Origin of the sequence: Catenuloplanes japonicus (assembly GCF_000717135.1) — a bacterium.
Lineage (GTDB): Bacteria > Actinomycetota > Actinomycetes > Mycobacteriales > Micromonosporaceae > Catenuloplanes > Catenuloplanes japonicus.
The window spans coordinates 75,434-101,016 of record NZ_JNXY01000003.1 but is presented as its reverse complement, the minus strand read 5'-3'; the positions used below and the strand labels follow the sequence as shown (position 1 = coordinate 101,016).

Annotated in this window: 20 protein-coding genes; 10 read left to right on the top strand and 10 right to left on the bottom strand. The window is 73.2% G+C overall.

Features of this window, described 5'->3' with window-relative positions; all coding sequences use genetic code 11:
• The first annotated feature begins 70 nt into the window (after positions 1-70).
• From OP04_RS55465 to OP04_RS06100, 7 genes are all read left to right on the top strand, one after another.
• Entirely contained in the window at positions 71-1,300 is a 1,230-nt protein-coding gene (locus OP04_RS55465) for a helix-turn-helix transcriptional regulator (protein ID WP_232323494.1), read from the top strand.
• Between the two features lie 165 nt (positions 1,301-1,465).
• On the top strand, positions 1,466-2,335 hold the full coding sequence (locus OP04_RS06125; RefSeq protein ID WP_033338535.1) for a hypothetical protein: 870 nt from the start codon (positions 1,466-1,468) through the stop codon (positions 2,333-2,335).
• 14 nt (positions 2,336-2,349) lie between these two features.
• Entirely contained in the window at positions 2,350-2,667 is a 318-nt protein-coding gene (locus OP04_RS06120; RefSeq protein WP_033338534.1) for a hypothetical protein, read from the top strand.
• A gap of 274 nt (positions 2,668-2,941) precedes the next feature.
• Positions 2,942-3,319 carry a peptidoglycan-binding domain-containing protein gene (locus OP04_RS06115; RefSeq protein ID WP_051797176.1) on the top strand — a complete coding sequence of 126 codons (378 nt, stop codon included), beginning with the start codon at positions 2,942-2,944 and terminating at the stop codon, positions 3,317-3,319.
• 159 nt (positions 3,320-3,478) lie between these two features.
• Complete coding sequence (locus tag OP04_RS06110) at positions 3,479-4,669, top strand: cytochrome P450 family protein (RefSeq protein ID WP_051797175.1); 1,191 nt, start codon at positions 3,479-3,481, stop codon at positions 4,667-4,669.
• 52 nt (positions 4,670-4,721) lie between these two features.
• Entirely contained in the window at positions 4,722-8,426 is a 3,705-nt protein-coding gene (locus OP04_RS06105; protein ID WP_051797174.1) for a DUF6531 domain-containing protein, read from the top strand.
• Between the two features lie 5 nt (positions 8,427-8,431).
• A complete protein-coding gene (locus tag OP04_RS06100; RefSeq protein WP_157239351.1) occupies positions 8,432-8,854 on the top strand; it encodes a hypothetical protein in 423 nt (140 codons plus the stop codon).
• A 25-nt stretch (positions 8,855-8,879) separates the two neighbouring features.
• Here OP04_RS06100 and OP04_RS06095 read toward each other — a convergent pair whose 3' ends face one another.
• The 6 genes from OP04_RS06095 to OP04_RS06070 all read right to left on the bottom strand — a co-directional run bounded on the left by OP04_RS06095 (position 8,880) and on the right by OP04_RS06070 (position 16,410).
• The gene (locus tag OP04_RS06095) at positions 8,880-11,396 is read right to left on the bottom strand and encodes a hypothetical protein (protein ID WP_157239349.1); all 2,517 of its coding nucleotides are present in this window, start codon (positions 11,394-11,396) and stop codon (positions 8,880-8,882) included.
• A 51-nt stretch (positions 11,397-11,447) separates the two neighbouring features.
• Positions 11,448-12,527 (bottom strand): adenosine deaminase family protein, encoded by a 1,080-nt coding sequence (locus OP04_RS06090; protein ID WP_063746559.1) that lies wholly within the window; start codon positions 12,525-12,527, stop codon positions 11,448-11,450.
• Positions 12,528-12,585: 58 nt separating this feature from the next.
• On the bottom strand, positions 12,586-13,653 hold the full coding sequence (locus OP04_RS06085; RefSeq protein ID WP_051797173.1) for an extracellular solute-binding protein: 1,068 nt from the start codon (positions 13,651-13,653) through the stop codon (positions 12,586-12,588).
• Between the two features lie 59 nt (positions 13,654-13,712).
• Positions 13,713-14,711 carry an ABC transporter ATP-binding protein gene (locus tag OP04_RS06080; RefSeq protein WP_033338531.1) on the bottom strand — a complete coding sequence of 333 codons (999 nt, stop codon included), beginning with the start codon at positions 14,709-14,711 and terminating at the stop codon, positions 13,713-13,715.
• A gap of 89 nt (positions 14,712-14,800) precedes the next feature.
• Positions 14,801-15,595, bottom strand: coding sequence for an ABC transporter permease (locus OP04_RS06075; protein ID WP_198153741.1), 795 nt, complete (start codon positions 15,593-15,595; stop codon positions 14,801-14,803).
• Entirely contained in the window at positions 15,592-16,410 is an 819-nt protein-coding gene (locus OP04_RS06070) for an ABC transporter permease (RefSeq protein WP_033338530.1), read from the bottom strand. The genes OP04_RS06075 and OP04_RS06070 overlap by 4 nt, the downstream gene beginning before the upstream one ends.
• 135 nt (positions 16,411-16,545) lie before the next feature.
• Here OP04_RS06070 and OP04_RS06065 point away from each other — a divergent pair, with 135 nt between their 5' ends.
• Both OP04_RS06065 and OP04_RS51020 read left to right on the top strand, forming a co-directional pair.
• Positions 16,546-17,481, top strand: a complete 936-nt coding sequence (locus OP04_RS06065; RefSeq protein WP_033338529.1) for a LacI family DNA-binding transcriptional regulator — start codon at positions 16,546-16,548, stop codon at positions 17,479-17,481.
• Between the two features lie 106 nt (positions 17,482-17,587).
• The gene (locus OP04_RS51020; protein WP_085066260.1) at positions 17,588-19,216 is read left to right on the top strand and encodes a ricin-type beta-trefoil lectin domain protein; all 1,629 of its coding nucleotides are present in this window, start codon (positions 17,588-17,590) and stop codon (positions 19,214-19,216) included.
• Between the two features lie 183 nt (positions 19,217-19,399).
• Here the strand turns inward: OP04_RS51020 and OP04_RS06055 are convergent, their stop codons facing one another.
• The 4 genes from OP04_RS06055 to OP04_RS54530 all read right to left on the bottom strand — a co-directional run bounded on the left by OP04_RS06055 (position 19,400) and on the right by OP04_RS54530 (position 23,959).
• Positions 19,400-20,284: a zf-HC2 domain-containing protein gene (locus OP04_RS06055; protein WP_033338528.1), complete on the bottom strand. Its 885-nt coding sequence runs from the start codon at positions 20,282-20,284 to the stop codon at positions 19,400-19,402.
• A gap of 57 nt (positions 20,285-20,341) precedes the next feature.
• A complete protein-coding gene (locus OP04_RS06050) occupies positions 20,342-20,830 on the bottom strand; it encodes a sigma-70 family RNA polymerase sigma factor (RefSeq protein WP_085066272.1) in 489 nt (162 codons plus the stop codon).
• 226 nt (positions 20,831-21,056) lie between these two features.
• Positions 21,057-22,496, bottom strand: coding sequence for a S8 family serine peptidase (locus OP04_RS06045; protein WP_085066271.1), 1,440 nt, complete (start codon positions 22,494-22,496; stop codon positions 21,057-21,059).
• 65 nt (positions 22,497-22,561) lie between these two features.
• Positions 22,562-23,959 carry a hypothetical protein gene (locus OP04_RS54530; RefSeq protein WP_198153740.1) on the bottom strand — a complete coding sequence of 466 codons (1,398 nt, stop codon included), beginning with the start codon at positions 23,957-23,959 and terminating at the stop codon, positions 22,562-22,564.
• 188 nt (positions 23,960-24,147) lie between these two features.
• Between OP04_RS54530 and OP04_RS06035 the strand changes: the two genes are divergently transcribed.
• Positions 24,148-25,509 carry a S8 family serine peptidase gene (locus tag OP04_RS06035; RefSeq protein ID WP_198153739.1) on the top strand — a complete coding sequence of 454 codons (1,362 nt, stop codon included), beginning with the start codon at positions 24,148-24,150 and terminating at the stop codon, positions 25,507-25,509.
• Positions 25,510-25,583 lie beyond the last annotated feature (74 nt).

The following is a 25,583-nucleotide window of genomic DNA, read 5'->3' as shown; positions in this document are numbered from 1 at the left end:
CGCCGGCCCGCGACGACCAGGGAAGATCCTTACCACCATGGGTACGCCGCCGCGCGGCACAATCGATCGCATGAGCGCACCAGGGCCGGTACCGGCGTGGGACCTGGACCGCGGCGCGGCCGTGCCGCCGCAGGACCGGCCTCCGCAGGACGGCACGGCGCAGGACCGGCCGCCTCAGGACCGAGCGGCGCAGGACCGAGCGGCGCAGGACCGGCCGGCGCGGTCGTCGGCCGGCGACACGCCCGTGCCGCGCGTCCAGGCGGCACCCGGACTGGACCCGGCTCCGATACCGACGCTTGGTGTGACGCTCCGGTCGTGGCGTGACCGCCTCTCCCCCGCCGCGGCCGGCCTGCCGCGCGGGCTCGCGCGACGTGCGCCCGGTCTGCGCCGCGAGGAGCTGGCCCAGCTGGCCGGCGTCTCGATCGACTACGTGGTGCGGCTGGAGCAGGGGCGGTTCACCACGCCGTCCGCGCAGGTCGTGGGCGCGCTGGCCCGTGCGCTGCAGCTCACCGACGCGGAGCGCGACCACCTGCACCGGCTGGCCGGCCTGGTCCCGCCGTCGCGCGCGGAGGTCTCCGACCGGGTCCCGGCCGGCCTCGCGCGCATGGCCGACCGGCTCGGCGGCGCCGCCGTGGCGATCTTCGCGGCGGACTGGCAGCTGATCCGATGGAACCGGACCTGGGCCGAACTGCTCGGCGACCCGGCCGCCGCGCCACCCGAACTGCGCAACTTCGCCCGCGAGGTGTTCCCGATCGGCGACCCGCTCACCGGCCCGATCCCGGCCGACGCGCTCCCGGCCGACGCCGGTCCGGGCGACACGCCCCCGGCCTGCGCTGGTCCGGGCGACACGCCCCCGGCCTGCGCCGGTCCGGGCGACACGCCCCCGGCCGAGGCGACCCGGGCCCGCACCGTCCCGGACGCCGCTGCCGCGGCCGGCACCGCCGGGCCGTGGCTGTCGCGGCGGCGGGTGACGTCGCTGAGCGGTGGGTCGGTGGAGGCGGCGATCGTGTCGGACCTGCGGCGGGCCACCGGGCGGTTTCCGCGGAGCCGGCGGCTGGCCGTGCTGGTCCGGGCGCTGTCCGAGGGGAATGCCCGGTTCGCGGCGCTGTGGGCCGAGGGGGCGGTCGGCGCGCACCGGGAGGAACACAAGATCATCGATCATCCGGACGGGCCGATCACGGTCGACTGCGACGTGGTCACGGACGGCGACGCGGAGCTGAAGATCGTGATCCTGACCGCAGCGCCCGGCTCGGACGACGAGGCACGCCTGCGGCGGCTGACCGAATCCGCGCGATGGTGAGCCGGGCCGGCGGCTCCGAACCCGGCCGGCGGTGGTGAGCCAGGCCGGCGGTTTGTGAGCCAGGCCACAACACCTCCGGCGAGGGCCGGGCGCACCGATTGACCGGCACTCGTGTTGGTCGGCCGCAGGCGCTCCGCGCCCGGCACTTCGGTGGGAGGGGTTCCGGTGGCATCGCAGACCTGGCTGCTGTCGGACGCCGACCGCACGATCGTGTCCGGCCGGTCCGTGGCCGTGCCGGGCGGGCGGCGTACCCGCCGGGGCTGGCTCGTCGAGGTCTCCCCGCCCGCCGGCAACCGGCTCGGGCGGCACGGCAACCTGCTGACCGCGCGGGTCGTCACCGTGCTCGGCCTCGGGCTGCTCTGCGCCGTGTTCACGGTCGCCGACCTGCTGGTCCCGGCGCGGATCGCCTGCCTGGCGCTGCTGGCCGCGTTCGCCTGGACCGGCGTCGCCTACCACCGGACGAACCGCCTGGCCGCCCTGATCCACGCCGGCTCCGCCCGCGAGCCGGCCGCCGATGACGTGATCGTGCTGACCTCGGCCGAGGAGCGGGACGATCTGGATCGTGGGCTGCGGCTGACGGAGCGGATCTGGGCGGATCGGGCCGCGCTGAACCTGGGGGACGGGACCGGGGTGCTGCTCGGGAACGCGGTGCGGGACCTGGCGGCGGTGCTGGTGCAGCGGCAGCGACTGCGGGAGATCTGGAACGGCATCGACCGGCACGACGACGCCGGACTGCCGCAGGACTCGCCGGCGGTGCTGGCGGCGCGGCAGCAGGGCGAGCGGGCGGACGCGCTCTGGGCGGAGCTGGACCGCGACGTGAAGCGGCACCTCGGGTCGCTGCACGCGGCGGCGGAGACCGGCGCGAGCCTGCTGCGGGAGATCGCGCTGGGCGACGCGGCCCGGCGCACCCGGGTGGCACTGGACGCGCTCGGCGCGCCGGACTCGCCGGCCCCCTCGACCGGCCTGGGCGCGGAGGCCTATGCGACCGCGTACCGGGACCTGGCCACGCGGTACGGCCGCGACCTCTACAGCTGATCGGCGGACCGGACATGGCACGAGCAAGCGGTGGCGGTATCGGCGCGATCGGCGCCGTGGTGGCGGCGCTCTGTCTGGGCATCGTCGTGCTGGGGTGGCCCTACCTGCTGGGCGGCTGGCTCGCGGACTCCTTCGGGGCGGCTACGGGGACCCGTACCCTCGCGGCCTGGGGTCTTGAATTGTCCTACCTGGTGGGTCTGCCGCTGGTGGTGCTGCTGTCGCGCCGCCGTGAGCTGGGCGTCGATCTGGTGACGCGGTTCGTGCTGCCCGTGGTCTACGGCGTGTTCGGCGCCGCGATCCTGGGCGTGGCCGTGGTGCTCTTCACCGCATGAGCACGCGGCACGACGAAATCATGAAACAGGACTAGCTAGATCATCAAAAATGCGAAAACGCCACACGCTCGCTATTTAGATCACGCTCGAATGCCCATTGACAATGGCACGTCAATAATAAATTCCACGCCCCGTAATGCCGGGTTTTCGGATAGTGCAAACGTCTTGAATGGACGACGGGAATGCGTTTAGTGTCCTTCCCGGCGCGCCAAATGATTGACCTGAGCCACTGAAAATCCGGTAATCATCTACGGGGAACGGGGAAAGATCGATCATGAACACGGGAACCCGCAAGGCCGCTGGGCGCGGTGCCGCCCTTCTCGTCGCCGGACTCGCCACCTTCGCCCTGAGCGGCGTCGTGGCCACGCCGGCCCAGGCGGCCATCATCAGCGGCCGCTGTGAGTACACGAGCAGCCAGCCGGAGGTCTACCGCGGCAGCGCCGGCACCGCGGTCCGGCAGGTGCAGTGCGAGCTCAACTACGCGATGCGGAACACGAACCTCGACGAGGACGGCGACTTCGGCGGCCTCACGGACGCCGCGGTGCGCAAGTTCCAGCGCTGCGTCGGAATCGGTGTCGACGGCCGCGTCGGCCCGATCACCTGGAGCCACCTGAACCGCTGGGCGGCGGAGCCGACCGCGTACGCGTGCTGACGCATTAACCTGCAATGACGGAGGGCCCGGCCGACAATTGTCGGCCGGGCTTTTCCCGTTCCTGAAAGCAGCCTGACAATAGAATGTGAATTGTCGCTGAACCTGGAAGCCGTTCCGCTCGTCTCCACTGTGCACGATCGACGGTCGAGAGGATTTTCCATGTTCGCGATCACCCCCGAGTTCAAGGCCGATTCCCCCAATCGGTACGCGGAGCTGCGTAAACACGGCCCGGTGCACCGGGCGCGGCTGACCAGCGGGGTCGAGGCCTGGATCGTGGTCGGCCACGAGGCGGCCCGCACCGCGCTGACCCACCCCGCACTGCGCAAGGACCCGGCGCCGGCGCAGGCGTCGCTGGCCGCGCTCGGGTTCACCGTGCACCAGGCCGGCGTCGGGCTCGGCGGCAACATGCTCGAGTCGGACCCGCCCGCGCACACCCGCCTGCGCCGCCTGGTCGCGGGCGCGTTCAGCCCGCGCCGCAGCCAGGATCTCGCGCCGCGCGTGCAGCAGATCACGGACGAGTTGCTGGACGCGATGGCGCCGCTTCCGACCGTCGACCTGGTCCAGGCGTTCACCGAGCCGCTGCCGGTCACCGTGATCTGCGAGCTGCTGGGCGTGCCCGAGGGCGCGGAGCGCGGCGAGTTCCGCGCGTGGACCAGCCTCGCACTGAGCCCGCCGTCCGAGGAGCAGCGCGCCGCCACCGCCAGCCTGACCGGATATCTGGCGGCGCTCGTCGACCGCAAGCGGGAGACGCCCGGCGACGACCTGCTCTCCGCGCTGGCCCAGCAGTCCAACGAGGAGGACGGCCGGCTGACCCGCGAGGAGCTGATCGGCACGGCCGCACTGCTGGTGGTGGCCGGGCACGACACCACCGTCAACCTGATCGGCAACGCGGTGGTGGCGCTGCTGCGCGCGCCGGAGCAGGCCGCGGTGCTGCGCGAGCACCCGGAGCTGATCCAGAACGCGGTCGAGGAGTTCCTGCGGTACGACCCGTCCGTGGAACAGTCCACGTTCCGCTACGCCCACGAGGACATCGACCTCGACGGTGTCACGATCGCGCGCGGCGACGTGCTGGTGGTCGCGCTCGGCTCGGCCAGCCGGGACACGCCGCAGCAGGACGGCGCGCCCACGGACACGCTCGACGTCGCGCGCGCGACGCCGCGGCACCTCGCGTTCGGCCACGGCATCCACCACTGCCTGGGCGCGCCACTGGCCCGGATCGAGGCCGCGACCGCGATCGGCTCGCTGCTGCGCCGCTTCCCGGACCTGCGCGCGACCGGCCCGCTGGACGAGATCCCGTGGATCCCGGGCGGCATGATGCGCGGCCCGAGCAGCCTGAAGGTCCACCTGTAGCGGTTCGCCTAGGATCGTCCCCGCAGCGATCGGCGATCACGGGTGGGGCGGCATGGCGAGACCAAGAGGACCGCACGGCGGTGACGGTGGTGACGGCGGCGACGGGTCGTCGTCACCACGGCGTCGCGGGTCCGGTGGCGGCCGTGCGGAAAGCATCGCCGGTGGTCAGCGCCTTGCCCGTGCCGAGGCGGACGTCGGCCGCGCACCCGCGGGGAGCAGCGGTCCGGGCGCCGGGCGGAACAGGCCCGGCGGACGGCAGCCGGGCCGGGGCGAGGATGCGAACCCGGCCGGCGAGGCCCGCAACGATCCGGACGGGTACGGGCGGGAGACCGACCGCAACACCACCGCCGGCGACCCGGTGGACGTGGTCACCGGCCGGGTGATCATGACGGAGACCGACGTCGAGCTGCCCGGCGTGCTGCCGCTGGTGCTGCGCCGCACCCACCAGTCCGTCTACGCGGCCGGGCGCGCGTTCGGCCACAGCTGGGCCTCGACGCTGGACGTGCGGCTGGAGATCGACGCGCACGGTGTGCTGTTCGTGGCGCAGGACGGCATGATCCTGATCTACCCGGGCGTACCCGCCGGGGATCTTCCCGTGCATCCGGCGACCGGGCCGCGCTGGCCGCTGACCGCGGAGCCGGGCGCGCTGGTGGTGACGGACCCGCAGAACGGCACCCGGTGGCGTTTCCGGGCCGGTGACGGACGGCTGCCGTTGTCCGAGATCGTGCACGCCGGCGGTGACCGGATCGTCGCGGACGCCGGCAACGACGGGCTGATCCGCGCGCTGACGCACAGCGGCGGCTACCGGGTCGAGGTCGGCTGGGCCGAGGACCGGGTCACCGCGCTGTCCGTGGGCGGGCAGGTCGTCGCGCGGTACCGGTACGACCAGGACCGTCAGGTCAGCGCGCACGTCAACGGCTCCGGCCGCGCGATGCGGTACACCTACGACAACGACGGCCGCCTCGCGCGGTGGACCGACCGGAACGCGCACTCGTACGGCTACCGCTACGACGCGCGCGGCCGGTGTGTCAGCTCCGACGGGTCCGCCGGGTTCCTCGCCACCCGCTTCGCCTACGACGACGAGGCGCGCACCACCACGGTCACGGACGCGCTCGGGCACGACACGGTCTACGCCTACGACGCGCGGTACCGGATCGTGCGGGTGACCGACGCGCGCGGCGGCACCACGCTGCGCGAGTGGGACGACGACGGCCGTCTGGTCGCCGAGTCGTCACCGGCCGGTCGGCGCACCCGCATGGCCTACGACGCGCGCGGCAACCTGGTCGAGGTCGTCTCGCCGGACGGCGCGACCGCGACCGCGGAGTACGGCCCGGACGGCCTGATCACGGCGTTGACCGGCGCGGACGGCGCCACCCGCCGGTTCGGCTACGACGAGCGCGGCCGCCGCAGCACCGTGACCGACGTGCTCGGCGGCACCACCCGGTACGGCTACGACGGCGCCGGCCACCTCGCGTCCGTCACGGATCCGGCGGGCACCACGGTCCGCGTGGTCAGCGACGGCGCGGGCCTGCCGGTGCGGATCGGCGGCGTGACCTACGACCGGGATGCGGCCGGGCGGGTGATCCGGGTGACCGAGGCGGACGGCGCGGTCACCACCACGACCTACACCCGCGACGGGCAGCCGGCGTCCCGGACCAGGCCGGACGGTTCGGTGGAGACCTGGCGGTACGACGCCGAGGGCAACCTGCGCGAGCACACCGGCCCGGCCGGCGCGGTCACCCGGCTGGAGTACACCGGATTCGACCTGCTGGCGGCGCGGACCGATCCGGACGGGGCCAGGATCACGTTCGCCTACGACGCGCAGCTGCGGCTGACCGAGGTGCGCAACCCGCTCGGCCAGACCTGGCGCTACGCCTACGATCCGGGCGGCAACCTGGTCTCCGAGACCGACTTCGACGGCCGGACCGTGACCTACGGCTACGACCTGGACGGGCGGCTCATCGCACGCGACGACCTGCGCGTGGAACGGGACGCCGGCGGGCGCGTGACCAGCAGGATCCGGCCGGACGGGCGCGCCGACTACACGTACGACGCGGCCGGCCGGCTGCTCACCGCGGAGTCGGGCACGGCCCGGCTGGCCCGCTCCTACGACGCGGCCGGGCGGCTGCTGTCCGAGACCGCGGACGGGCGCACGATCACGTTCACCTACGACGCCGCGGGCCGCCGCCTCACCCGGACCACGCCGAGCGGCGTGGTGTCGCAGTGGCGGTACGCGGACGGGCCGCTGCCGGTGGGTCTGACCGTCGACGGCCGCGAGCTGGCGTTCACGCACGACGCGGCCGGGCGGCAGATCGAGAGCGTGCTCGGCGCGAACACGCTGCGCACCGCGCACGACCCGGCCGGGCGGATCATCGCGCGGACCCTGTGGGCCGGCACGGACCTGGTGACGCACGCCGGGTACGCGTACCGCCCGGACGGGCTGGTCACCGCGATAGCGGACGAGACCGGTGCCACCCGCGCGATGAGCCTGGACCGGGCCGGCCGGATCGTCGGAGTGGCCACGGCCGAGACCTGGACCGAGCGGTACGCCTACGACGTCACCGGCAACGTCACCAGCGCGGACTGGGAAGACCCGGAGGACGACGCTCGGGGCGACCGTGAGTATGCCGGGACCCGGGTGCTGCGCGCGGGCCGCTACCGTTACGAGCACGACGCCGCGGGCCGGGTGATCCTGCGCCAGCGGGCCCGCCACTCGGAGAAGCCCGCGACCTGGCACTACACCTGGAACAGCGAGGACCGGCTGGCCGGCGTCCGCACGCCGGACGGCACGATCTGGTCCTACCGGTACGACCCGATGGGCCGGCGGACCGCCAAGTACCGCCTGGCCGAGGACGGTTCGGTCGCGGAACAGACCGACTTCGTGTGGGACGGCAACCGGACGGCCGAGGAGATCCACCACGGCCCGGCCGGGAGTACGGCGACGACCTGGGAGTATCAGCCGGGGACGTACACGCCGATCGTCCAGACCGCACGGCACTGGCTGGCCGGCGCGTCCCAGACGGAGATCGACCGCCGCTTCCACCTCATCGTGGCGAACCTGGCCGGCGCGCCCACCCACCTGGTCACGCCGGACGGCGAGGTCGCCTGGCGCATGACCAGCACCATCTGGGGCACGACCACGTCGGTGAGCACGGACGGCGCGGACTGCCGGCTGCGGCTCGCCGGCCAGTACCACGACCCGGAGACCGGCCACCACTACAACCACCAGCGCTACTACGACCCGGCCACGGCCCGCTACCTGTCCCGGGACCCGCTGGGCCTGGCGCCGTCGCCGAACCCGGTCGCCTACGTCGGCAACCCCACGGTCGAGATCGACCCGCTCGGCCTGGCGAAGGCCGACTGCATCGACAACCGGCCGTTCACCAGCCGGGCCGAGGCCGAGGCCGCGATCTTCGAGCGGGCCGGCATCGACCCGGACACCGAGCCGGACCTGTCTTGGGAGGTGGGCGACGACCGGGACCGGCGGGGCACGGACGGGTACCGGTACTCCGACGACCCCGGCGGGCACGGCTACTACCGCCAGTACGAGACCGACAACGGCTCCCGGGTGATCGTCGAGCACACCAACGACCCGAACGCGGCCAGCCCGCACTTCCACGCGGGCCGGCCGAAGAGCAGCGCGGACGAGACCGGCGTCGACTTCGGCTGGTCCGGGCGCCCGTTCGAACCGGGCGGCGCGCAGCGCTACCGTCAACTCGACGGCAAGCACCACTACTTCTACCCGAGCGGAGACTGAGCATCGTGCCCGTGGACCCGGCCCTGATCAGGGACGCGGCGGCCGACGCCGGCCTCGTCGTCGGTGAGTTCTCCGCACCGGCCGGGCTTCCCGGACCGAGAGAGATGTGGAAGCGCTTCGGCGAACCGTTGATCCGCATTCCCGACGAGCGTTTCGACGAGGTGGGCGAGGCCTGGCTGCGGCTCGCGACCGCGAACGGCACGATCGGCGCGGGCGGCCGCTTCCTGCTCTCGATCGACGGCGGCCTGCCCTGGCTGGAGGTCCGCACCGGCGACGTCCCCTTCCGGATCGACCGGTTGTGCGACGACGGCGCCGGGGATCCCGAGTTCGTGGCGATGGCGGTGGACGGGAGCGCGTGGTGTGCGGTCACCACGGAGGAGTACGACACCTGGCTCTTCGCCGAGCCGGTGGTCCCCGTGGCCGGCTGACCACGGGGATCACGCACGTGCGAGGTCAGGCCGGCTTGCGGCTCACCCGGTAGCTCGCGTCCCGGTCGTCCGGCGCCAGCACCACGGTCGCGGCGCCGGCCGGCAGCGCACAGGACAGCTCGCCGAAGGCGGACGCGGTCTTGGTCTGGCACACCTGCTCGCCGGCCGCGTCGAACACCCGGACGGTCGTGTCGCCCGCGTTGCTCAGCCGCCGCCACTGGATCTTCTCGGTCGCCGCGTGCGCGCCGGCCGGGACGGTCACGCAACCCAGGTTCCGGCTCCTGGTCGCCGCGACCGTCAGGCCCGGATCGCCGGACGGGAGCGGCTCGCAGGCGTTCGCACCGCCGTCCACCCGGATGAACGAGATCGCGTAGGTGTCGGCGGGCTGCTGATACGTCCAGTTGAGCAGGAGGCGGAACGGCGCCGGCCCGTAGGGCAGGCAGGACGAGGTGCGCAGCGTCTCGAGGTCACACTGGACCGCGCCGGACGCGTCGACCAGCAGGCCGTCCAGGTGCGACCGGGCCATGAGCGCGTCGTCCGGCAGCGCGGCCGCGATCGCGGCGCCCTCCGGGGTGGGCAGGCGCAGGCAGTCGTACTCGCCGACCTGGGTGAAGCTACCGCGGTACGTCGACGTGCCCTGGTCCGGGACGTCCACGCAGCCCGCGGCGGACGCCCGCGACAGCAGCACGGTGACCCATTCGTACTCCGTCTCCAGGTAGCGCTCGGGTGTGACGACCGCCGTGTAGGTGCCGGCCGCCGGGTAGTAGCAGTCCAGCTTGCCGAGCGCGCAGACGACGTTGCCGGCCGCGTCGTAGATCGAGCCGGTGGTGTAGACGTTGTACGGGGTGAACATCCTGGTCTTGTAGAAGCCGGTGGCCGGGATCCGCAGCGTGCGGCAGTACCCGTCGGCGGCCTTTCCCGCCGTGCCGTAGGCGCCCGGCACCACCTCGCGGCATCCGGTGGCGCCGTTGACCCGGGACACCCGCACGTCGTACCAGTGACCGGCCGACCAGGTCAGCGGCGTGGCGATCACCCGGTACGGACCGGATCCGGTGAACACGCACGGGTCGGCGGCGGGCACGCACTGCGCGGTCCCGGCGCCGTCGACGATCTCGATCCGGGTCTGGTGGTCGATCCCGGTGTAGCCGGTCCCGGTGGAGGTCGTGAGGACCCGGTCTCCGGGCCTCGCGTCGATCACGTGGCAGTTCACCTGCGGCGCCGAGGCGAGTATGCCGCGGGTCGCGGGCACGTCGAAGCCGGGCGGGACCGGGGCCGCACAGCCCGTGACACCGTCGAGGCTGGTCACCCCGGCCTGATAGGCGGCGGGTGCCGAGCCGAGGTCCGTCACCAGCAGCGTGTAGGTGCCGTCGGCGGGGAGCGTGCAGGTCCGGATCTTCCACTCCCGGCAGATCTCCGTGCCGGCCAGGTCGTGCAGCACCCAGCGGGGGTTACCGGCGCTGAGGACGCGGATCAGGTGGTTGCCGGCCCGCGCGGTGACCGTGTGGCAGTTGGCCAGATCACCGTCCGCGACACCGTCCCGGGTCTGCAGGCCCTGCTCGCCGAATCCGCCGACCGGAAGCTCCGCGCAACCGACCGGGTTCGACAGTCGAGGAAGTCGCAGGGTGTACGCGATCGGCTCGTTGAAGAACTGATCCACGACCGCGAAGTACGGTCCGGGCCCGGCCAGCGTGCAGATTCTGTCGGGATAGTTCTGGCCGGCCCCCACCGAGCAGATCTTGTGGTGATCGGCGGCCCACACGGTCATCGGCACGGCCGGGTTCCCGTTGCCGCCGTCGGCGGACAGCAGACGGCTCCCCTCCGGCTGGGTGATCGTGAAGCAGTCACCGATGGTCCGGTAGTCGAGCACGCCGGTGACGCCGGGCGCGCCGAAGGCGTGGAAGCCCTCGTCAAGGGTTCGGCAGGGCCGCACCGGGTCGAACGCGTAGTCGACCATGATGGAGTACTTCCCGGTGCCGCTTCCCGAGTAGACCTTCACCGTCAGCGTGTACGTCCCGGCGGGACCTGGATCGCAGGTCGTGATCGACGTGTTGCTCGGCCCGCACACGGACTGGCCCGCCGCGTTCGTGATCAACGCGCTCAGCACGGCGTCCCGGACGCCGCGCCCCTCCACGTACCGGTAGGAGATCGGCCCCGGCTTCGTGGTGGTCAGCGTGTAGACGTGCCGTTCGGCGCCGGTGATCGCATCGCAGGAGATCAGCGTCCCGAACTCCACGAGGCCGCCGTTGCAACCGCTCTCGGCGACGACCGAGGACTGCCGTCCGGCCGGGACGGCGTCGGCGACCGGCGCGCCGCCGGGCAGTTCGACCGCGGCGGCGCCGGGTGGAGCGACCGCGGCGGCGCCGGACGAGGTGGCCGGGACGCCCTTGGCCTGCGGGGCCGGCGCCGGAACCGTGGCACGGGAGTCGGTGACCGCGCTCCCTGTCCGTACCGGCGAGGAGGTGGTGGGTTGTTCTTGAGAGGCGGCGGTGGTCAGCAGCACCGTGGCGAGCGCGAACGCGACCGCACCGGTCAAACGAGACATGTCGGGATCCCCCATGATCGACCTTGCGACCGGCCGATTATGGGGGAACGCTCAGAGCGCCGCCAGTTCCTTTGCGAAGCGTGCCCGCAGTGCCGCCTTCTCCGCCGCCGGCAACCAGCACGCGTCCACACCGGACAGTGCCATCGCGTGCAGCCGCTCACGCGGCACGCCCAGCTCCTGGTGCAGGATCCGGTACTCCTCGGTGAGGCTGGTGGGGAACATGCCGGGGTCGTCCGCGCACGGGATCACGTTCAGCCCGGCCTCGATCATCGCCGCGATCGACGCGCGCCGCCACGGCCGCCAGGACCGGCGGGACGTGGTCGATGCGACAAGGAACGGCGTGTTCTCCTGTCGCAACCGGGACACCACCGCGTCGTCCTCCAGCACGAAGTAGCCGTGGTCGATCCGGTCACAGCCGAGCTCGTCGAGACAGGTGATGGTGTTGGCCGCGATCGGCGCGTGCTCGGACGAGTGCGCGGTGCGCCGCAGACCGGCCTCGCCGGCCAGCCGGTAGGCCTCGGCGAAACGCTCCGGCGGACCCGCGGTCTCCAGGTTGTCCAGCCCGACGCCCACCACGTAGTCGTGCGGGTCGTTCACGACCGTCCGCACCCGGGCCAGCGCTTCGTCGCCGGAACGGGACCGGTCGATCGCGGCCAGCAGCCGCCCGGACATGCCGAAGTCACGCTCGGCCATCCGGATGCCCTCGGCATAGGCCTCGACCGAACCGCGGTAGCCCAGGGCCGAGAGGTGTGACGGGACCTCGTCGAAGGACATTTCGAGGTGGCGTACGCCGTTGGCGTGCGCGTCCTCGAACGCCTCGTACACGATCCGGGTCAGGTCGTCCGCGTCCCGCAACGCCTCGATCACCCACGCGGAGACGCGGAACAGCGAGTAGGACACGTCCGGCTCGTCCGCGGACCGGGTCAGCGGCACCGGGATGCGCGTGTTCGCGTAGAGCGCCGGGTCGGGCGGCAGCGAGTTGATGTCCGCGTAGATGCGCTCCGGCGTGTCCGGAAGGTCGAGCTTGGCGCGGCGGGCCAGCTCCGCGAAGGTCGAGGACCGGACCGTGCCGATCAGGTGGCAGTGCAACTCCACCTTGGGAATCGCCCGCAAATAGTCGATGTCAGACATGTCCATCCGAAGTTCAGGAGAAGGCCGGGCCCTTCGAGAAGGAGCCCGGCCGAAAACATCAGGCGCCGGTGACTTCGCGGGCGAAGCGGTCGACCCAGTCCTTGCGCGTCGGCACGAGCTGGGTCGGGTCGAGCGCGGTGTAGCCGGCCGCGACCGGGTCCTTGGCGATGTCGCCGACGACCGCGGTGAGCGTGGCCGGCACGGTCGCGCCCGGGTTGACCGGCAGGTCGCCGACCAGCTCGGCGGACTTCGTCTGCGCCTCGACGGAGAGCAGGTAGTCGATGAACGCGTACGCGTTGTCCGCGTTGCCCGCGTGCGTGGAGACCATCGCGCGGTTCGTGGCCATGTAACGGCCGGTGGCCGGCGGCGTCCAGGCGATCTTCTCGCCGTCCGCGATCAGGTTCGTGGCGAAGCCGTTGAGCGTGTCGGCCGCGACGATCTCGCCCTGGGTGAGCAGGTTCGTGACCTCCGTCGAGGAGCTGTAGAACTGCAGCACGCCGGGCTTCCAGCCGCCGAGCTTCGTGAACGCGGTGTCCACGTCGTACGGCCCGGAGCCGTAGCTGGCGGCCACACCGGAGATCATCAGCTGGCCCGCGGTGACGGAGATGTCCGGCAGCGCGACCTTGCCCTTGTGCGCGCCCGCGAACACGTCCCACGTCGAGGCCGCCTCCGCGTTCATCGCCTCGGTGCTGTAGACGATGCCGTTGAGCTGGTAGCTGTAGGCCGGCCCCCAGTAGGCGCCGTCCTTGGCGAACGCGGCGATCTGGCCGAGGTTCGGCACCCTGTCCGCGGGCACCCGCTGGAACAGGTTGTCCTTCTGGCCCAGCGCCGCGTAGTAGTCGGAGATCAGCACGACGTCCGCGCCGGCCTTGTCGCCGGCGACCTGGAGCTGGGAGAGCCGGTCCGCGTTGGAGCCGGTCTCGACCTCGACCTCGATGCCGGTCTTCGCGGTGAACGGGTCCAGCACGGCCTCGGTGAACTCCTCCACGCCGAACGGGAAGGTGCTCAGGACGAGCTTTCCGGCGTCGCCGGCGGCGGTGCCGGAGTCGCCGCCGGAGCAGCCGGCCGTGGCCGCGACGACCGCGGCGGTGCCGACCGCCAGCAGGGCGTGGCGTATGGAGCGCATGATGTTTCCTTCCAGGGGTTTCACAATGTGTTTCTCAGGGTCAAAAGCAAGATCAAGTGCTATGCCGCGATGGGTACGAGGTGCGCCGCGGCCGCCGAGACCGTGGTGCGCGTGCCCGGCGTCAGGCCGGCGCCGTCACCGGCGCGCACGTCGGCGAGCAGCCGGACCGTCTCCCCCGCGCCGTCGACCGCGTCGAGCGTGACGAGCAGGTCCACGCCCCGGTAGGCGGTGGAGACCACGGTGGCGTCCAGGCGCAGCGCCGCGCTCCCGTCGGAAGCCGCACCGAGAATCAGGTGCTCCGGCCGTACCGTGGAGAAGGTGTGTGTTTGATCGGTCAGGAAGTTCTCGTAGCCGAGGAAGTCGGCGACGAATCGGTTGGCAGGCCGGGAGAAGACCTCGCGCGGCGTGCCGGTCTGCATGATCTTCCCCCCGCGCATCAGCACCATCAGGTCGGACATCTCCAGCGCCTCGTCCTGATCGTGCGTGACCAGCACGACGGTCAGTCCGGTCTCCGCCTGGATGCGGCGCAGCTCCGTGCGCATCTGCACCCGCAGCCGGGCGTCCAGGTTGGACAGTGGCTCGTCGAGCAGCAGCAGGCGTGGGCGGATCGCGATCGCGCGGGCCAGCGCGACGCGTTGCTGCTGCCCGCCGGAGAGCTTCTTCGGCTTGCTCTTGTGCAGGTGCGCCAGTCCGACGAGTTCGAGCGTCTCCTCGACTTTCTGCTGTACGGCGGCCCTGGGGAGCTTGCGCAGCTTGAGGCCGTATCCCACGTTCTCGGCCACGGTCAGGTGCGGGAACAGCGCGTAGGACTGGAAGACCATGCCCAGCCCGCGCTTCTCCGGCGGCAGCGTCGTGCTGTCCACGCCGTGGATCCGGATCGTGCCGGACGTGGGACGGCTGTATCCGGCCAGCATCCGCAGCGACGTGGTCTTGCCGCAGCCGGACGGCCCGAGCAGCGTGGTGAGCTTCCCTTCCGGGATCTCCAGGTCGATCGCGTCCACGGCCGTGAAGTCACCGAACCGCTGGGTGACACCGATGAACTCGGCAGCGGGGCTCATTGAACCTCTTTCAACCTGGCGAGGGCCCGCCACACCGCCGCCGGGCGACGGCCCGGCACTCTCTGGCCCACGGCCAGGTTGAAAATGGTTCACTGGTTGATTCCTCCGAAGATCCGGGCGAAGCCGACGGTGCGCTCCGCGATGACGGCGACCACCACGGTCGCGGCGAGGATGAGCGTGGCCATCGCGGCGATCCGCGGGTTGTAGCTCTGCTGGACGTAGTCGAGCATCGTCACCGGCAGCGTGCGGAACTCCCGGTCCTGCAGCAGCAGTGACAGCGGCACGTTGTTGAAGCTCGTGACGAAGCCGAGCAGCGCGGCGGAGAAGAGGCCGGGGCGCAGCAGCGGCAGCGTCACCGTGAGGAACGCGCGCACCGGGCCCGCGCCGAGCCCGCGCGCTGCCTCCTCCACGGCCGGGTCCGCGAGCGCGAGCGACGCGCCGGTGACACGGACCGCGTAGGGCAGCAGCAGCGCGGTGTGGCCGAGCAGCAGCGTGCTCAGGTTGTCCAGCCCGAGCCCGATCATCAGCTGCTGGTAGAGCGCGAGGCCGACCACCAGCTCCGGCACGATCAGCGGGCTCAGGAACAGCCCCTCGATCAGCCCCTTGCCGGGGATCTTCCCGCGGTGGATCGCGATCGTGGCCGGCACGCCGAGCAGCAGCGCCAGCACGGTCGCGCCGGCCGCCAGGTAGAGGCTGGAGACCAGCGACTCCATGAACGGGTCGTAGGTGACCGCGGCCTCGAACCACGTCAGCGAGAAGCCCTGCGGCGGGAATCGCAGCGTGCGCCCGGCGCTGAACGCGGTCACCACCACGAACAGGATCGGCACGATCATGATGATGTAGCCGAGGACGGCCAGGCTCGCCGCGACCGGACGCGCCCTCACGCGGTCGCTCCCCTGCGGCCGGCCAGCGCGGAGAGCCCGGACACGCCGAAGACCAGGATCGTCATGATCAGCGCGGTGGCGGACGCGGCCGCCCAGTCGACCGACACGGACGCGTAGCTGAACAGCTGGGTGGCGAGCATCCGCTGGCTGGAGCCGCCGAGCAGGTACGGCGTGGTGTACGCGGTGACCGATCCGGCGAAGACCAGCGTGGCCGCGACCACGATGCCGGGCCCGGACAGCGGCACCACCACGCTCCAGAACGCCCGCGTGCGGCCGGCGCCGAGCCCGCGCGCCGCGTCGTCCAGCCCCGGGTCGACCTGGGCCACGGCGGAGTAGCAGGAGATGATCGCCAGCGGCAGGAACAGCTGGGTGAGACCGAGCACGACGGCCAGCGGCGTGTAGAGCATCTGCGGCGGGTCGTCGGTCAGACCGGTCGCGGTGAGCAGCTTGCCGATCGCGCCGTTCGCGCCGAGCAGCACCAGCCAGCCGAACGTGCGGACCACGTTGCTGAGCAGCAGCGGGAAGATCGCGAGCGCGAGCAGGATGCCGCCCCACCTGCCCTGGCTACGTGCCAGCAGATACGCGATCGGGAAGCCGAGGCCGACGCAGAGCGCGGTGACGATCAGGCCGAGCGTGACGGTCCGGCCGATGATGCGCAGCTCGTACGGATCGGTGATCATCTCGCCGAACCGGCTGAGGACCGCCGTGGGCTCCTCGCCGGGCGGCGCGATCAGCATCGCCACCGCGGGCACGAGAAATCCGGCGGCGAGGAACGCGAACCCCGGCAGCAGGAGGAGGGCGGTTTTCCTGGACATTCTTCCGTCTCTGGCGTGATAGTCGGCGGTGCAACCGGTTGCACAACCGGTTGCACGCAGAGTACGACGCCGACGATGATGTAACCGCACCGGATTCGGTTAACTCTGTGTAACGAGCCCTGGAGGACACCCGACGTGGCGACTCTTGCCGACGTAGCGGCACTGGCCGGTTACAACAAGTCGACAGTCTCGCGTGCGCTGACCCGCCCCGAGATGGTCGCGCCGGACACGCTGGCCCGCATCCACGACGCCGCGAAGCAGCTCGGATACGTGCTCAACCGCACCGCCAGCCACCTCGCCCGGGGCCGAACCGGCCTGGTCGCGTTCGTCGTCCCCACGCTGGAGAACGCGTTCTTCGCCCCGATCATCGGCGGTGCCCAGGCCCGCGCCGCCGCCTCCGACCTGCACCTCACCGTCGCGGTCGCGACCCTGGAGACGCCCGCCCAGGTCGCCGCGCTCACCCGGCTCGCGGGACAGGTCGACGGCCTGATCCTGGCCGCACCGCGCGGCGAGGACGCGCACGTCGCCGCGATCGGCGCCACCAAGCCGATCGTGCTGGTCGACCGCGAGATCCCCGGCCTGCCCTCGGTCGTCGCGGACACCGCCACCGCCATCGGCCAGGTCGTCTCCGGCCTCGCCGCCCGCGGCCACCACCGCATCGCCTACCTGGGCGGCCCGTCCGGCTCCTGGCAGGACCCCGGCCGGGCCGCCGCCGCCCGCGCCGCCGCGCTCGACGCCGGCGTCACGCTCTCCGTGCACGGCCCGTTCCCCGCCACGTTCGCCGCCGGCGTCAGCGCCGCCGAGGAGGTGCTCGCGTCCGGCGCCACCGCGGTCGTGCCGTACGCCACCGCGCTCGCGCTCGGCCTGATGCTCGCGCTCCGCGGCCGCGGCCTCCACGTCCCCGACGACATCGTGGTCAGCGCCGAAACCCAGGTCACGGACGCGCTAGGCGCCCCTGGCATCCCCGCCATCGACGTCGACGGCGAGTCCCTCGGCCGCGCCGCCATGGACCTCCTCACCTCCCCGTCGGCCGGCACGCTCCGCCTCCCGGTCCGCGTCTCCTGGTCCTGAGACGCCGCCCGTCCCGGGCAGATGGAAAAATGCCGACGGCGGTGAACTCAGGCGTGTGCGTCGCCGTTGTGGGAACGGACCGAAGCCCTGCTGATGGAGTGCACACGTGCGATTCAGGCTCCCGACCGATCTCGGCTCCCGCGCGCTGCGGGCCACCACGGCGACCCGTGGACGGCGTGTGACCGCGCTCGTCGCGGTGCTGGCACTGGCCGGCGCCGGTGGAGCGCTGGCCGCGTCGAGTTTCGGGCTGGCCACGGCCGACTCGCTGGAGGGTCTGCCGGTCCCTGCCGACCAGGTGCCGGCGATCGCACGGGCCTCGCTCTCCTGCCCGCAGCTGACCGCGCCGCGGCTGGCCGGCCAGCTGATGGCCACGTCCGGGTTCAACCCGAACGCGCGGACCGAGAACGGCGGCGTCGGCGTCGCCGGGCTCGACGACACGCTGTGGGAGACCTGGGCGCCGGGCCCGACCGCGCAGCGGATGGACCCGTCCGCGAACATCACCGCGCTCGCCCACCTCATGTGCGACCTGGTCGGGCAGTTGCGCGACGCGGACCTGGGCGGCGACCTGTGGCAGCTGGCGCTGGCCGCACGGCACGCGGGCGCGCCGGCCGTGCGCGAGTCCGCCGGCGTGCCGCACACGTCCGCCGACTACGTGCGCACCGTCGCCCGCTACGCGGAGTGGTACGCGGACCAGCCTGAGTTCCGGGTCAGCCCGCCGGAGACGGCGCCGGCCCCGACCGGTGCGCCGCCGCCCGCCGGTGGTGCGCCGAAGCCGGTCCCGGACGAGTACGTGCCGCTGGTCGTCTCCGCCGGCAAGGTCTGCCCTGCGGTGACCGCGCCACTGGTCGCCGCGCAGCTGATGGCCGCGTCCGAGTTCAACCCGAACCTGCTGGGCGCGTCCGGCGGACAGGGCATCGCGCAGTTCCTGCCGCAGGTCTGGACCGCGTACGGCGTGCCCGGCCAGTCACCGTGGGACCCGGGCGCCGCGATTCCCGCGCTGGGCAAGGCGATGTGCGCGCTGAGCACGGACCTGCGAGGCCTGGGCAAGGAGCCGTACCCGGTGGCGCTCGCCGCGTTCCAATGGGGACCGACCGCGGTGCAGCAGGCCGGCGGCGTCCCGGACGCGCCGAGCGTGACCGACTTCGCGGACCGGGTGCGCGCCTACGCGGACTACTACGGCAAGGACCCGCGGCTCGGCACGCCTGGCGCCGCGAATCCCGGCACGAGCCGTACCCCCACCGGCACACCCGGCACGTCCACCCCCACGCCGTCCGCGACCAGCGGCCGTCCGGCCACCGCCACGTCCACCGGCGGCACCACCCCGCCCGCGCCGCCGAGGTCCACGACGCCCGCCGCCGTCACCACCTTCGCGATCAAGGGCCTCGGCGGAATGTGCATCGACGCCGGCTCCGGCAAGGACGGCACGCCGCTGACGCTCCGTACCTGCTCCGGCGCCGCAAGCCAGCAGTGGTCCACCACGGGCGACGGCTCGCTGCGCGCACTCGGCCGGTGCATCGACATCGCCTGGGCCTCGTCCGACGACGGCTCCGCCATCCAGATCGCCACCTGCAACAGCGGCTGGGCCCAGAAGTTCTGGATCAACAGCTCCCACGACCTGGTCAACAGCGTGATCGGCAAGTGCGTCGACGTCCGCGACTGGAACGAGTCCGACGGCGCCACCCTCCAGCTCTGGACCTGCGAGGGCACCGACAACCAGAAATGGACCAGCGCCTGACCCGCCGTCCCGGAGAACGGGAAGATCCGAATCTTCCCGCTCTCGGCGTGGTCACGTCCCGCGGCAGGCCCAGATATCGACGCCAGAGGTCGGTAGCGCTCCCGCCCGCCTATTCCCCGCGGGCCTCCGGTGGCTTGCCGCTGACGTTCCCCCCTCGCCGGATCCGCGCGGGGCGGGCACGTCTCAGGAGGTCTTGGGAAGCGGATCGCGGCGGATGCGGGCGATCACCACGGTCGGGCCGTCCTGTTCCTTGACCGCGAAGAACGACAGGTCGCCGACCGGGACCGGAACCTCGCCGGTCATGTCCCGGGCGCCGGACTTCGCGGTCCAGCCGAGGATGTCGTGGGTGTCGCCGGTGGAGGTGACCGCGAACAGCGTGTAGTCCACGCCCACCTGCAGCCCGGAGACGCTGGCGCTGATCGTGGAAGCGTTCTCGGCGCCGGACGCGGCCACGGTGAGCCGGGCCGAGTCCCCGACGCCTTCCGCGGTGACGCCGACGTCCTGCGGGTTGACCACGGTCGGATCCCCGCCGGGCGTGTTCGTCGTCGGATTCAGCCCGAGCACCGCGCCCAGCGACACAGCCGCGATGATCGCCAGCGCCCCCAGCGCGATCGTGGACCGCCGCGGTCTCCGGAACGGCCTGCCCCCGGGCCGCGAGGCCCCGGACGGTCGCGTGGATCCCGACGGCCGCGCGGACTCGGACGGCCGCGCGGACTCGGACGGCCGCGCGGACTCGGACGGCCGCGCGGACTCGGACGGCCGCGCGGAGCCGGGCGAGCGCCCGGACTCGGACGGCCGCGCGGGGTCGGACAGGCCCGCAACCTCCGCGCGCGGCCCGATCCCGGCCGCCTCGGCCTCGTCCTGCTCGCGCAGCACCTCGGCGAACTCGGCCGCCGTCAGGTGCGACATCGCGGTGGCCAGCGGGCCCAGGCGCTCGCACTCGGTCTGGCAGGTGTCGCAGCGGAGCAGGTGGAGCTCGAACTCCTCCTCGGCCTCCGGCGACAGGCCGCCCATCAGGTAGAGCGCACACGACTGCTGCTCGGCGTGCTCCCGGTCCAGATCCGTCATCGCGGCACCACGTTACGCGTGTTCATGGTCACAGCGATTGTGCCCCATTGCCGCATATCAATCACCGTCCACCGGGCCGACGAGCGCACGCAGCGATCGGAGCCCGTAGTGCGCCCTGGACTTCACCGTGCCCTCCGGCACGCCCAGCCGGGCCGCGATCTCCACTGTGGACAGGCCACGGAAGTACAGATCCACCAGTACGGTCCGGTGCTCCGGCGTCAGCCGCGGGAGCGCCTTGCGCAGCGTCTCGGTGGCCACCACGCCCTCGGTCGCGTCGCTGTCGTCCGGCACCCGGGTCAGGTCCAGCGCGCCGACCTCGGTGGGCCGGCTCTGCCGCGCGCGGGCCGCGTCGATCGCGACGCGGCGGGCCACGGTCCACAGCCACCGCCGCTGGCTCTCATGGTCGATGTCCAGGTCGCCGATCCGCCGCCAGGCCTTCAGCAGCGTCTCCTGCAGCAGGTCCTCGGCCAGATGCCGTTCGCCCAGCGTGAGTTTCAGCAGGAAGCGCAGCAACGGCTCCGCGTGCGCGTCGTGCAGCGCGCGCATCCGCGTGTCCGGAGGCGCGGCCCCGTCGCTCCGACCGTCGGAGACCTCCACTACCGCGCGCCTCCCCAGCACCGCCGTCGCCGGCACCGGCCGCCCGGTCGGGACGGTGATGTGTGGCGGCCGCCGGCCCTGCGGCCGGACCGGGGAAGTATACGAAGGCCGCGAACGGCCTCCAATAGGGATGTCGCCGAATTGTCGGGGCGCGCGCACGTCGATCACCACGCGTTCATCCATCGATCACCTGCGCGGGTCCGGCCGTCTGTTCCAGCTGCTGGGTGGCGTCGCCGTCGAAGCGGGAATCGTTGCGGACGCGCCAGGCCAGCAGGCCCGCGGCCGCGACGCCGACCACGATGATGACCGCGATCAGGGCCTGACGGATGGACGACAGTCCGTCGTCCGCCACCGGCGCGACCGCCTCGCTCTCCTCGGACAGGCTGACCAGCACGGCCGCCCGCGGGTTGATCATGCCCCAGCCCTGCGCGTCCGTCGGGTTGCTCTGCGAGCCCGGGTTCGCGGTGCTGCGGACCCGGTTCGTGACCTGCTCCGCGTCCAGGTTCGGCAGGCCGGCGCGGACCAGCGCGACCACGCCGGCCGTGATCGCCACCGCGTACTGGGTGCCGCTGCCGGCGCGCCGCCCGCTGCCGCCGATGCCGAGCGTCGCCACGTCGATCCCGGGCGCGATCACGTCGACCGCGCCGGGCGTGTAGTCCGCTGCCGGCTGGCGGTCCGGGCCGACGCCGGCCACCCGCAGCAGGCCGGGGATGCTCGGCAGGCCGCCGTCGTCCGTGCCGGTGACCGCGCCGGCCACCACCACGACGTCGTGCTCCAGCGCCACCCGCACGGCGCCGGCCACGGCCGGGGAGCGCAGGTCCGCGTACGAGCCGAGCGCGATCACCTTCGCGCCCGCGGAGACGGCCACCTCGATGCCGGTGGCCACGTTCGCCGCGTCCGCGGTCGGGCCGGTGGTCACCACGCGGATCGGCAGTACCTGGGCCGCGGGCGCGATGCCGCCGGTGTCCGGGTCGTCCGCCGTGATCAGGCCGGCCATGCCGGTACCGGTGCCGAGGCAGTCCAGGTTGCCGCGGCCGGTGCCGTTCGTGGTGTCCACGCCGACCGCGATCCGGTCGCCGAACTGCGCCAGCCCGGCGTCCACACCGGAGTCGACCAGGCCGACCAGCACGCCGGCGCCGCGGGTCTTCTCCCAGGCCTGCGCGGGCGCGAGCTCCTGCCGGGCCCAGTCCGACTTCGGCGCGGTGCTGGCCGCGGCGACACAGTTCTCCTGGCCCGGCGCGGATTTCCCACCGGGCGCTGCTCCGTTGCCGGGCGCGAACGGGAGCAGTTCCACCCGGACGCCGTCGCCGTACGCGTCCCACGGCAGCACCAGCAGCCAGCCGGGGTTGAGCCGCTGGCCGGCGTCGGTGAGCGCCTGGCCGTCCGGCTGGGTGCGGCCCGCGTTCAGCGCCAGGATGTCGCCGGCCCGGTCCGCGTCGTCCAGGAACCGGATCGCGATCTCCGGCAGCGACTCGGGGCGGCCCTGATAGGAGCCCGCCACCTCGTAGTACTTCACGTAGTCGGCCTGTTCCGGCGCGGCGCCCGCCGCGGACGGCAGCGCGACCAGCCAGACGGTCAGCAGGCTCGCGATCGTTACCCGGATGCCGTGCCGCACGTGCGTCTCCCCCACTCCGGCGCGTTCACGCCCGGAACCCACAACGAGGCGGTCCGGTCCGGAGTTCACCGGGATTCCGGCGTAATCGACCAGCGGGCCCGCAACGCCCGCCCCAGCACGACCGGAATCCACCGGCCGCCGCTCTCCGCCGCCATCCGTCGCGCCACCGCGAACTCCGCCCCCTGCAGCCCGGCACAGAGAATCACCCCGGACCCCTCCGCGGGTACGGGTGAGGGCAGCGTCTCCGCCCGCTCCCACCCGTCCGGGATCTCGTCGCCCAGCACGTCACGCAGCAACAGCACCCGCCGCCCGGCCGCGTGCAGCTGGCCGGCGATGTCGCGGGCACGGGCCAGCCCCGCCTCCGGCGCCCCGGCCACGGTGAGCACGTCCGGCGTGCCGGACAGGTCCAGCCACAGCCGGCGTGTGTCCACGCTGCCGAGCATGACCGGGATGCGCATGCGTGCCGGCGGCGTCTCCCCGCCGATCGCGATCTGCGCACCCCCGGAGGCCAGCCGCACCTCCAGCGGCCCGTCCGCGGTCTCGACGGTCATCCGCACGTCCCCGGTGATCTCCTCGGCCGGGATCGCCGGCGCCTGAGCCGGGTACCGTGGCGGGGGCGAGGCCGGGGTGCGGGCTTCCGGCGCCGTTCGATGCGAGGCCGTGGCCAGGGGCTTCGTGGCCGGGCCCGGCAGGACACGGCCCGCGGGGAACGAGTCGTCCGGCACCGGACCGGTCTCGGCCGCAACGCCCGCCGCCATGCCGGCCCGCGCCGAGCCCGAAGCAGCCGCCGCGCCAAGCAGCGGACCCGGAGCGGCCGCGTCGTCGAGTGGCGGACCGGAAACGGCCACGCCGTCGAGTAACGGGCTGGAAACCGCCGCATCGCCGAGTTGCCGGCGCGAAACGGACGCGCCGCCCGGATTCGCCCCTGCCGGTGCACGGCCCGGGGCCTCCGCATCTCCCGGCACCTGACCGGCCGGCACCGCGACCCTGTTCGCGGGGGACGGGCGGGAGCGGCGCAGCAGGAAGACGGCCACCACCAGGAAGAGCGCGGTCGCGGCCAGGCCGACGATCAGCATCGGATAGTCGATGCCGGGGCCCTCGTCGGGGCGGGCCGGGGCCGCCTGGGCCGGGGCGGACGGCAGCGGCACCTCGCCGACCTGCACGCGCTCGCCCTCCGCGTCCGGCGGCAGCTCCAGCACCCAGCCGGGGCGCAGTTCCATCGGGTCGGTGAGCCGTCCGCCGTCCGCCTGCACCCGGTCCTTGTTGAGCGCGAAGATCTCCAGGTAGCGGTCGCCGTTGTCGAGCGTCTCGCGGGCGATCTCGTACAGGTATTCCCGCTGCCCGCCGACCGGCTCGCCCACCACGTAGTAGCGCCCCTGATCGCCGGGCGCCGCGAAGGCCGGGGCGGCGGGCGCCAGCAGCGCCACCACCAGCACCGGGAGTGCACGCCACCAGAACCTCATCGTCGTCTCCTCCCGCCGGCTGCGGGACTACTACGGTCGCGGCGCGGATTCGTTCATATTGTTCCCCGCCCGTGGACAGGCGCGCGCGAGACCGGGCGCGGTAGCGTTCGTATCGACTTCCGGAGGTTCCGCTGGCCCGCCCATCCACGCGGAGCACGGCATGGCGACGCCGCAGCATGGTCCTGGCCGTGTTCTGCCTGCTGACGACCGTGTCCGTGCCCGCACCACCTGCCGCCGGCGCGCCACTGCCCGCACCGAGCGGCACCACCGAGGACTTCGTCAAGTACGTCCCGGTCCGCACGGACGCCGGCGGACGCGTGGAATACCTGTGGGAGGTCGCGCTCCGCGTGCTCGGCGACGAGCGGCGATACCTGGAGATCTTCGCGCTGAACCGGGACCGCGTGCAGCCGGACGGCGCGCGCCTGACCGACCCGGCCGCGCTGCACCCGGGCTGGACCATGGTCCTGCCCTGGGACGCGGTCGGCGAGGACGTGCGCTACGGCCCGCCGCCCGCCCAGCCGCCCGCGCCGCCGTCCCCGGCCGGCCGTCCGGTCCTGCCGCCCGCGCCGCCGGCCACCGGCACGGTCTCGTGCGGTGCCGCGCCCGGACGGCTCTCCGCCGGCGTCCCGTGGGCGCAGTTGCGGCTCGGCGCGGAGGCGGCCTGGACGCGCAGCCGTGGCCGGGACGTGACCGTCGCCGTGATCGACTCCGGTGTGGACGCGTCCGCACCGACGCTGGCCGGACGCGTGGGCCCCGGCGCGGACGCCGGTACGCGTGGGCGTGGCGACGCGGACTGTCTCGGGCACGGCACCGCGGTCGCGGGCATCCTGGCCGCGGCGGAGCGGGACGGCAGCGCGTTCGTCGGCGTCGCGCCGGAGGCTTCGATCGTGCCGATCCGGGTCCGTCACGCGGACGGCATCGCCGATCCGGGCCAGGTGGCGACCGCGCTCGACCTGGCGGTGGCGGCCGGGGCCGGGGTCGCCATGCTCGGCGCCACCGTCGACGTCACGGACAGCGGCGTCAGCGCGGCGCTGACCGCGGCCGTGGCCGCGGACGTCGTGGTGGTGCTGGCCGCGCCGCCGCAGTCGGCCGCCGCCGGCACGATCCCGGACGGTGTGCTGCGCGTCGGCGCGATCGGCCCGGACGACCGGCTCACCGAGGCCTACGCGGCCGGTGCGGTCGACGTGGTCGCGCCCGGTGCCGGTGTAACCGGTCTCGGACTGGGCGGCGGCGAGATCGAGGGCAGCGGCACCGGCTTCGCGGTCCCGTTCGTGGCCGGCACGGTCGCGCTGCTCCGCGCGGCCGAGCCGTCCCTGCCCGCGGCCGCCGTGGCCGAGCGCATCCGCACGACGGCGGAGCGCGAGACCACCACCCCCGACGCCTGGTACGGCTGGGGCGTCATCAACCCGGCCGCCGCCGTCAACGCGACCCCGCCCCGCCCGCCGTCCACGTTCACCGCCGCCACCCCTACCGGTCTCCTCGCCGTCCTGGTCACGGTGCTGGCCTTCGGCGGCATGGCCCTCGGCATGCGCCGCCGCCGTCGTCGGTGACGCATGATCAGGGCGACGCCCGCACGGGTGTTGACCGTGTGACGCGGGACCGGCAGGGAGGAGCGCCAGCGACG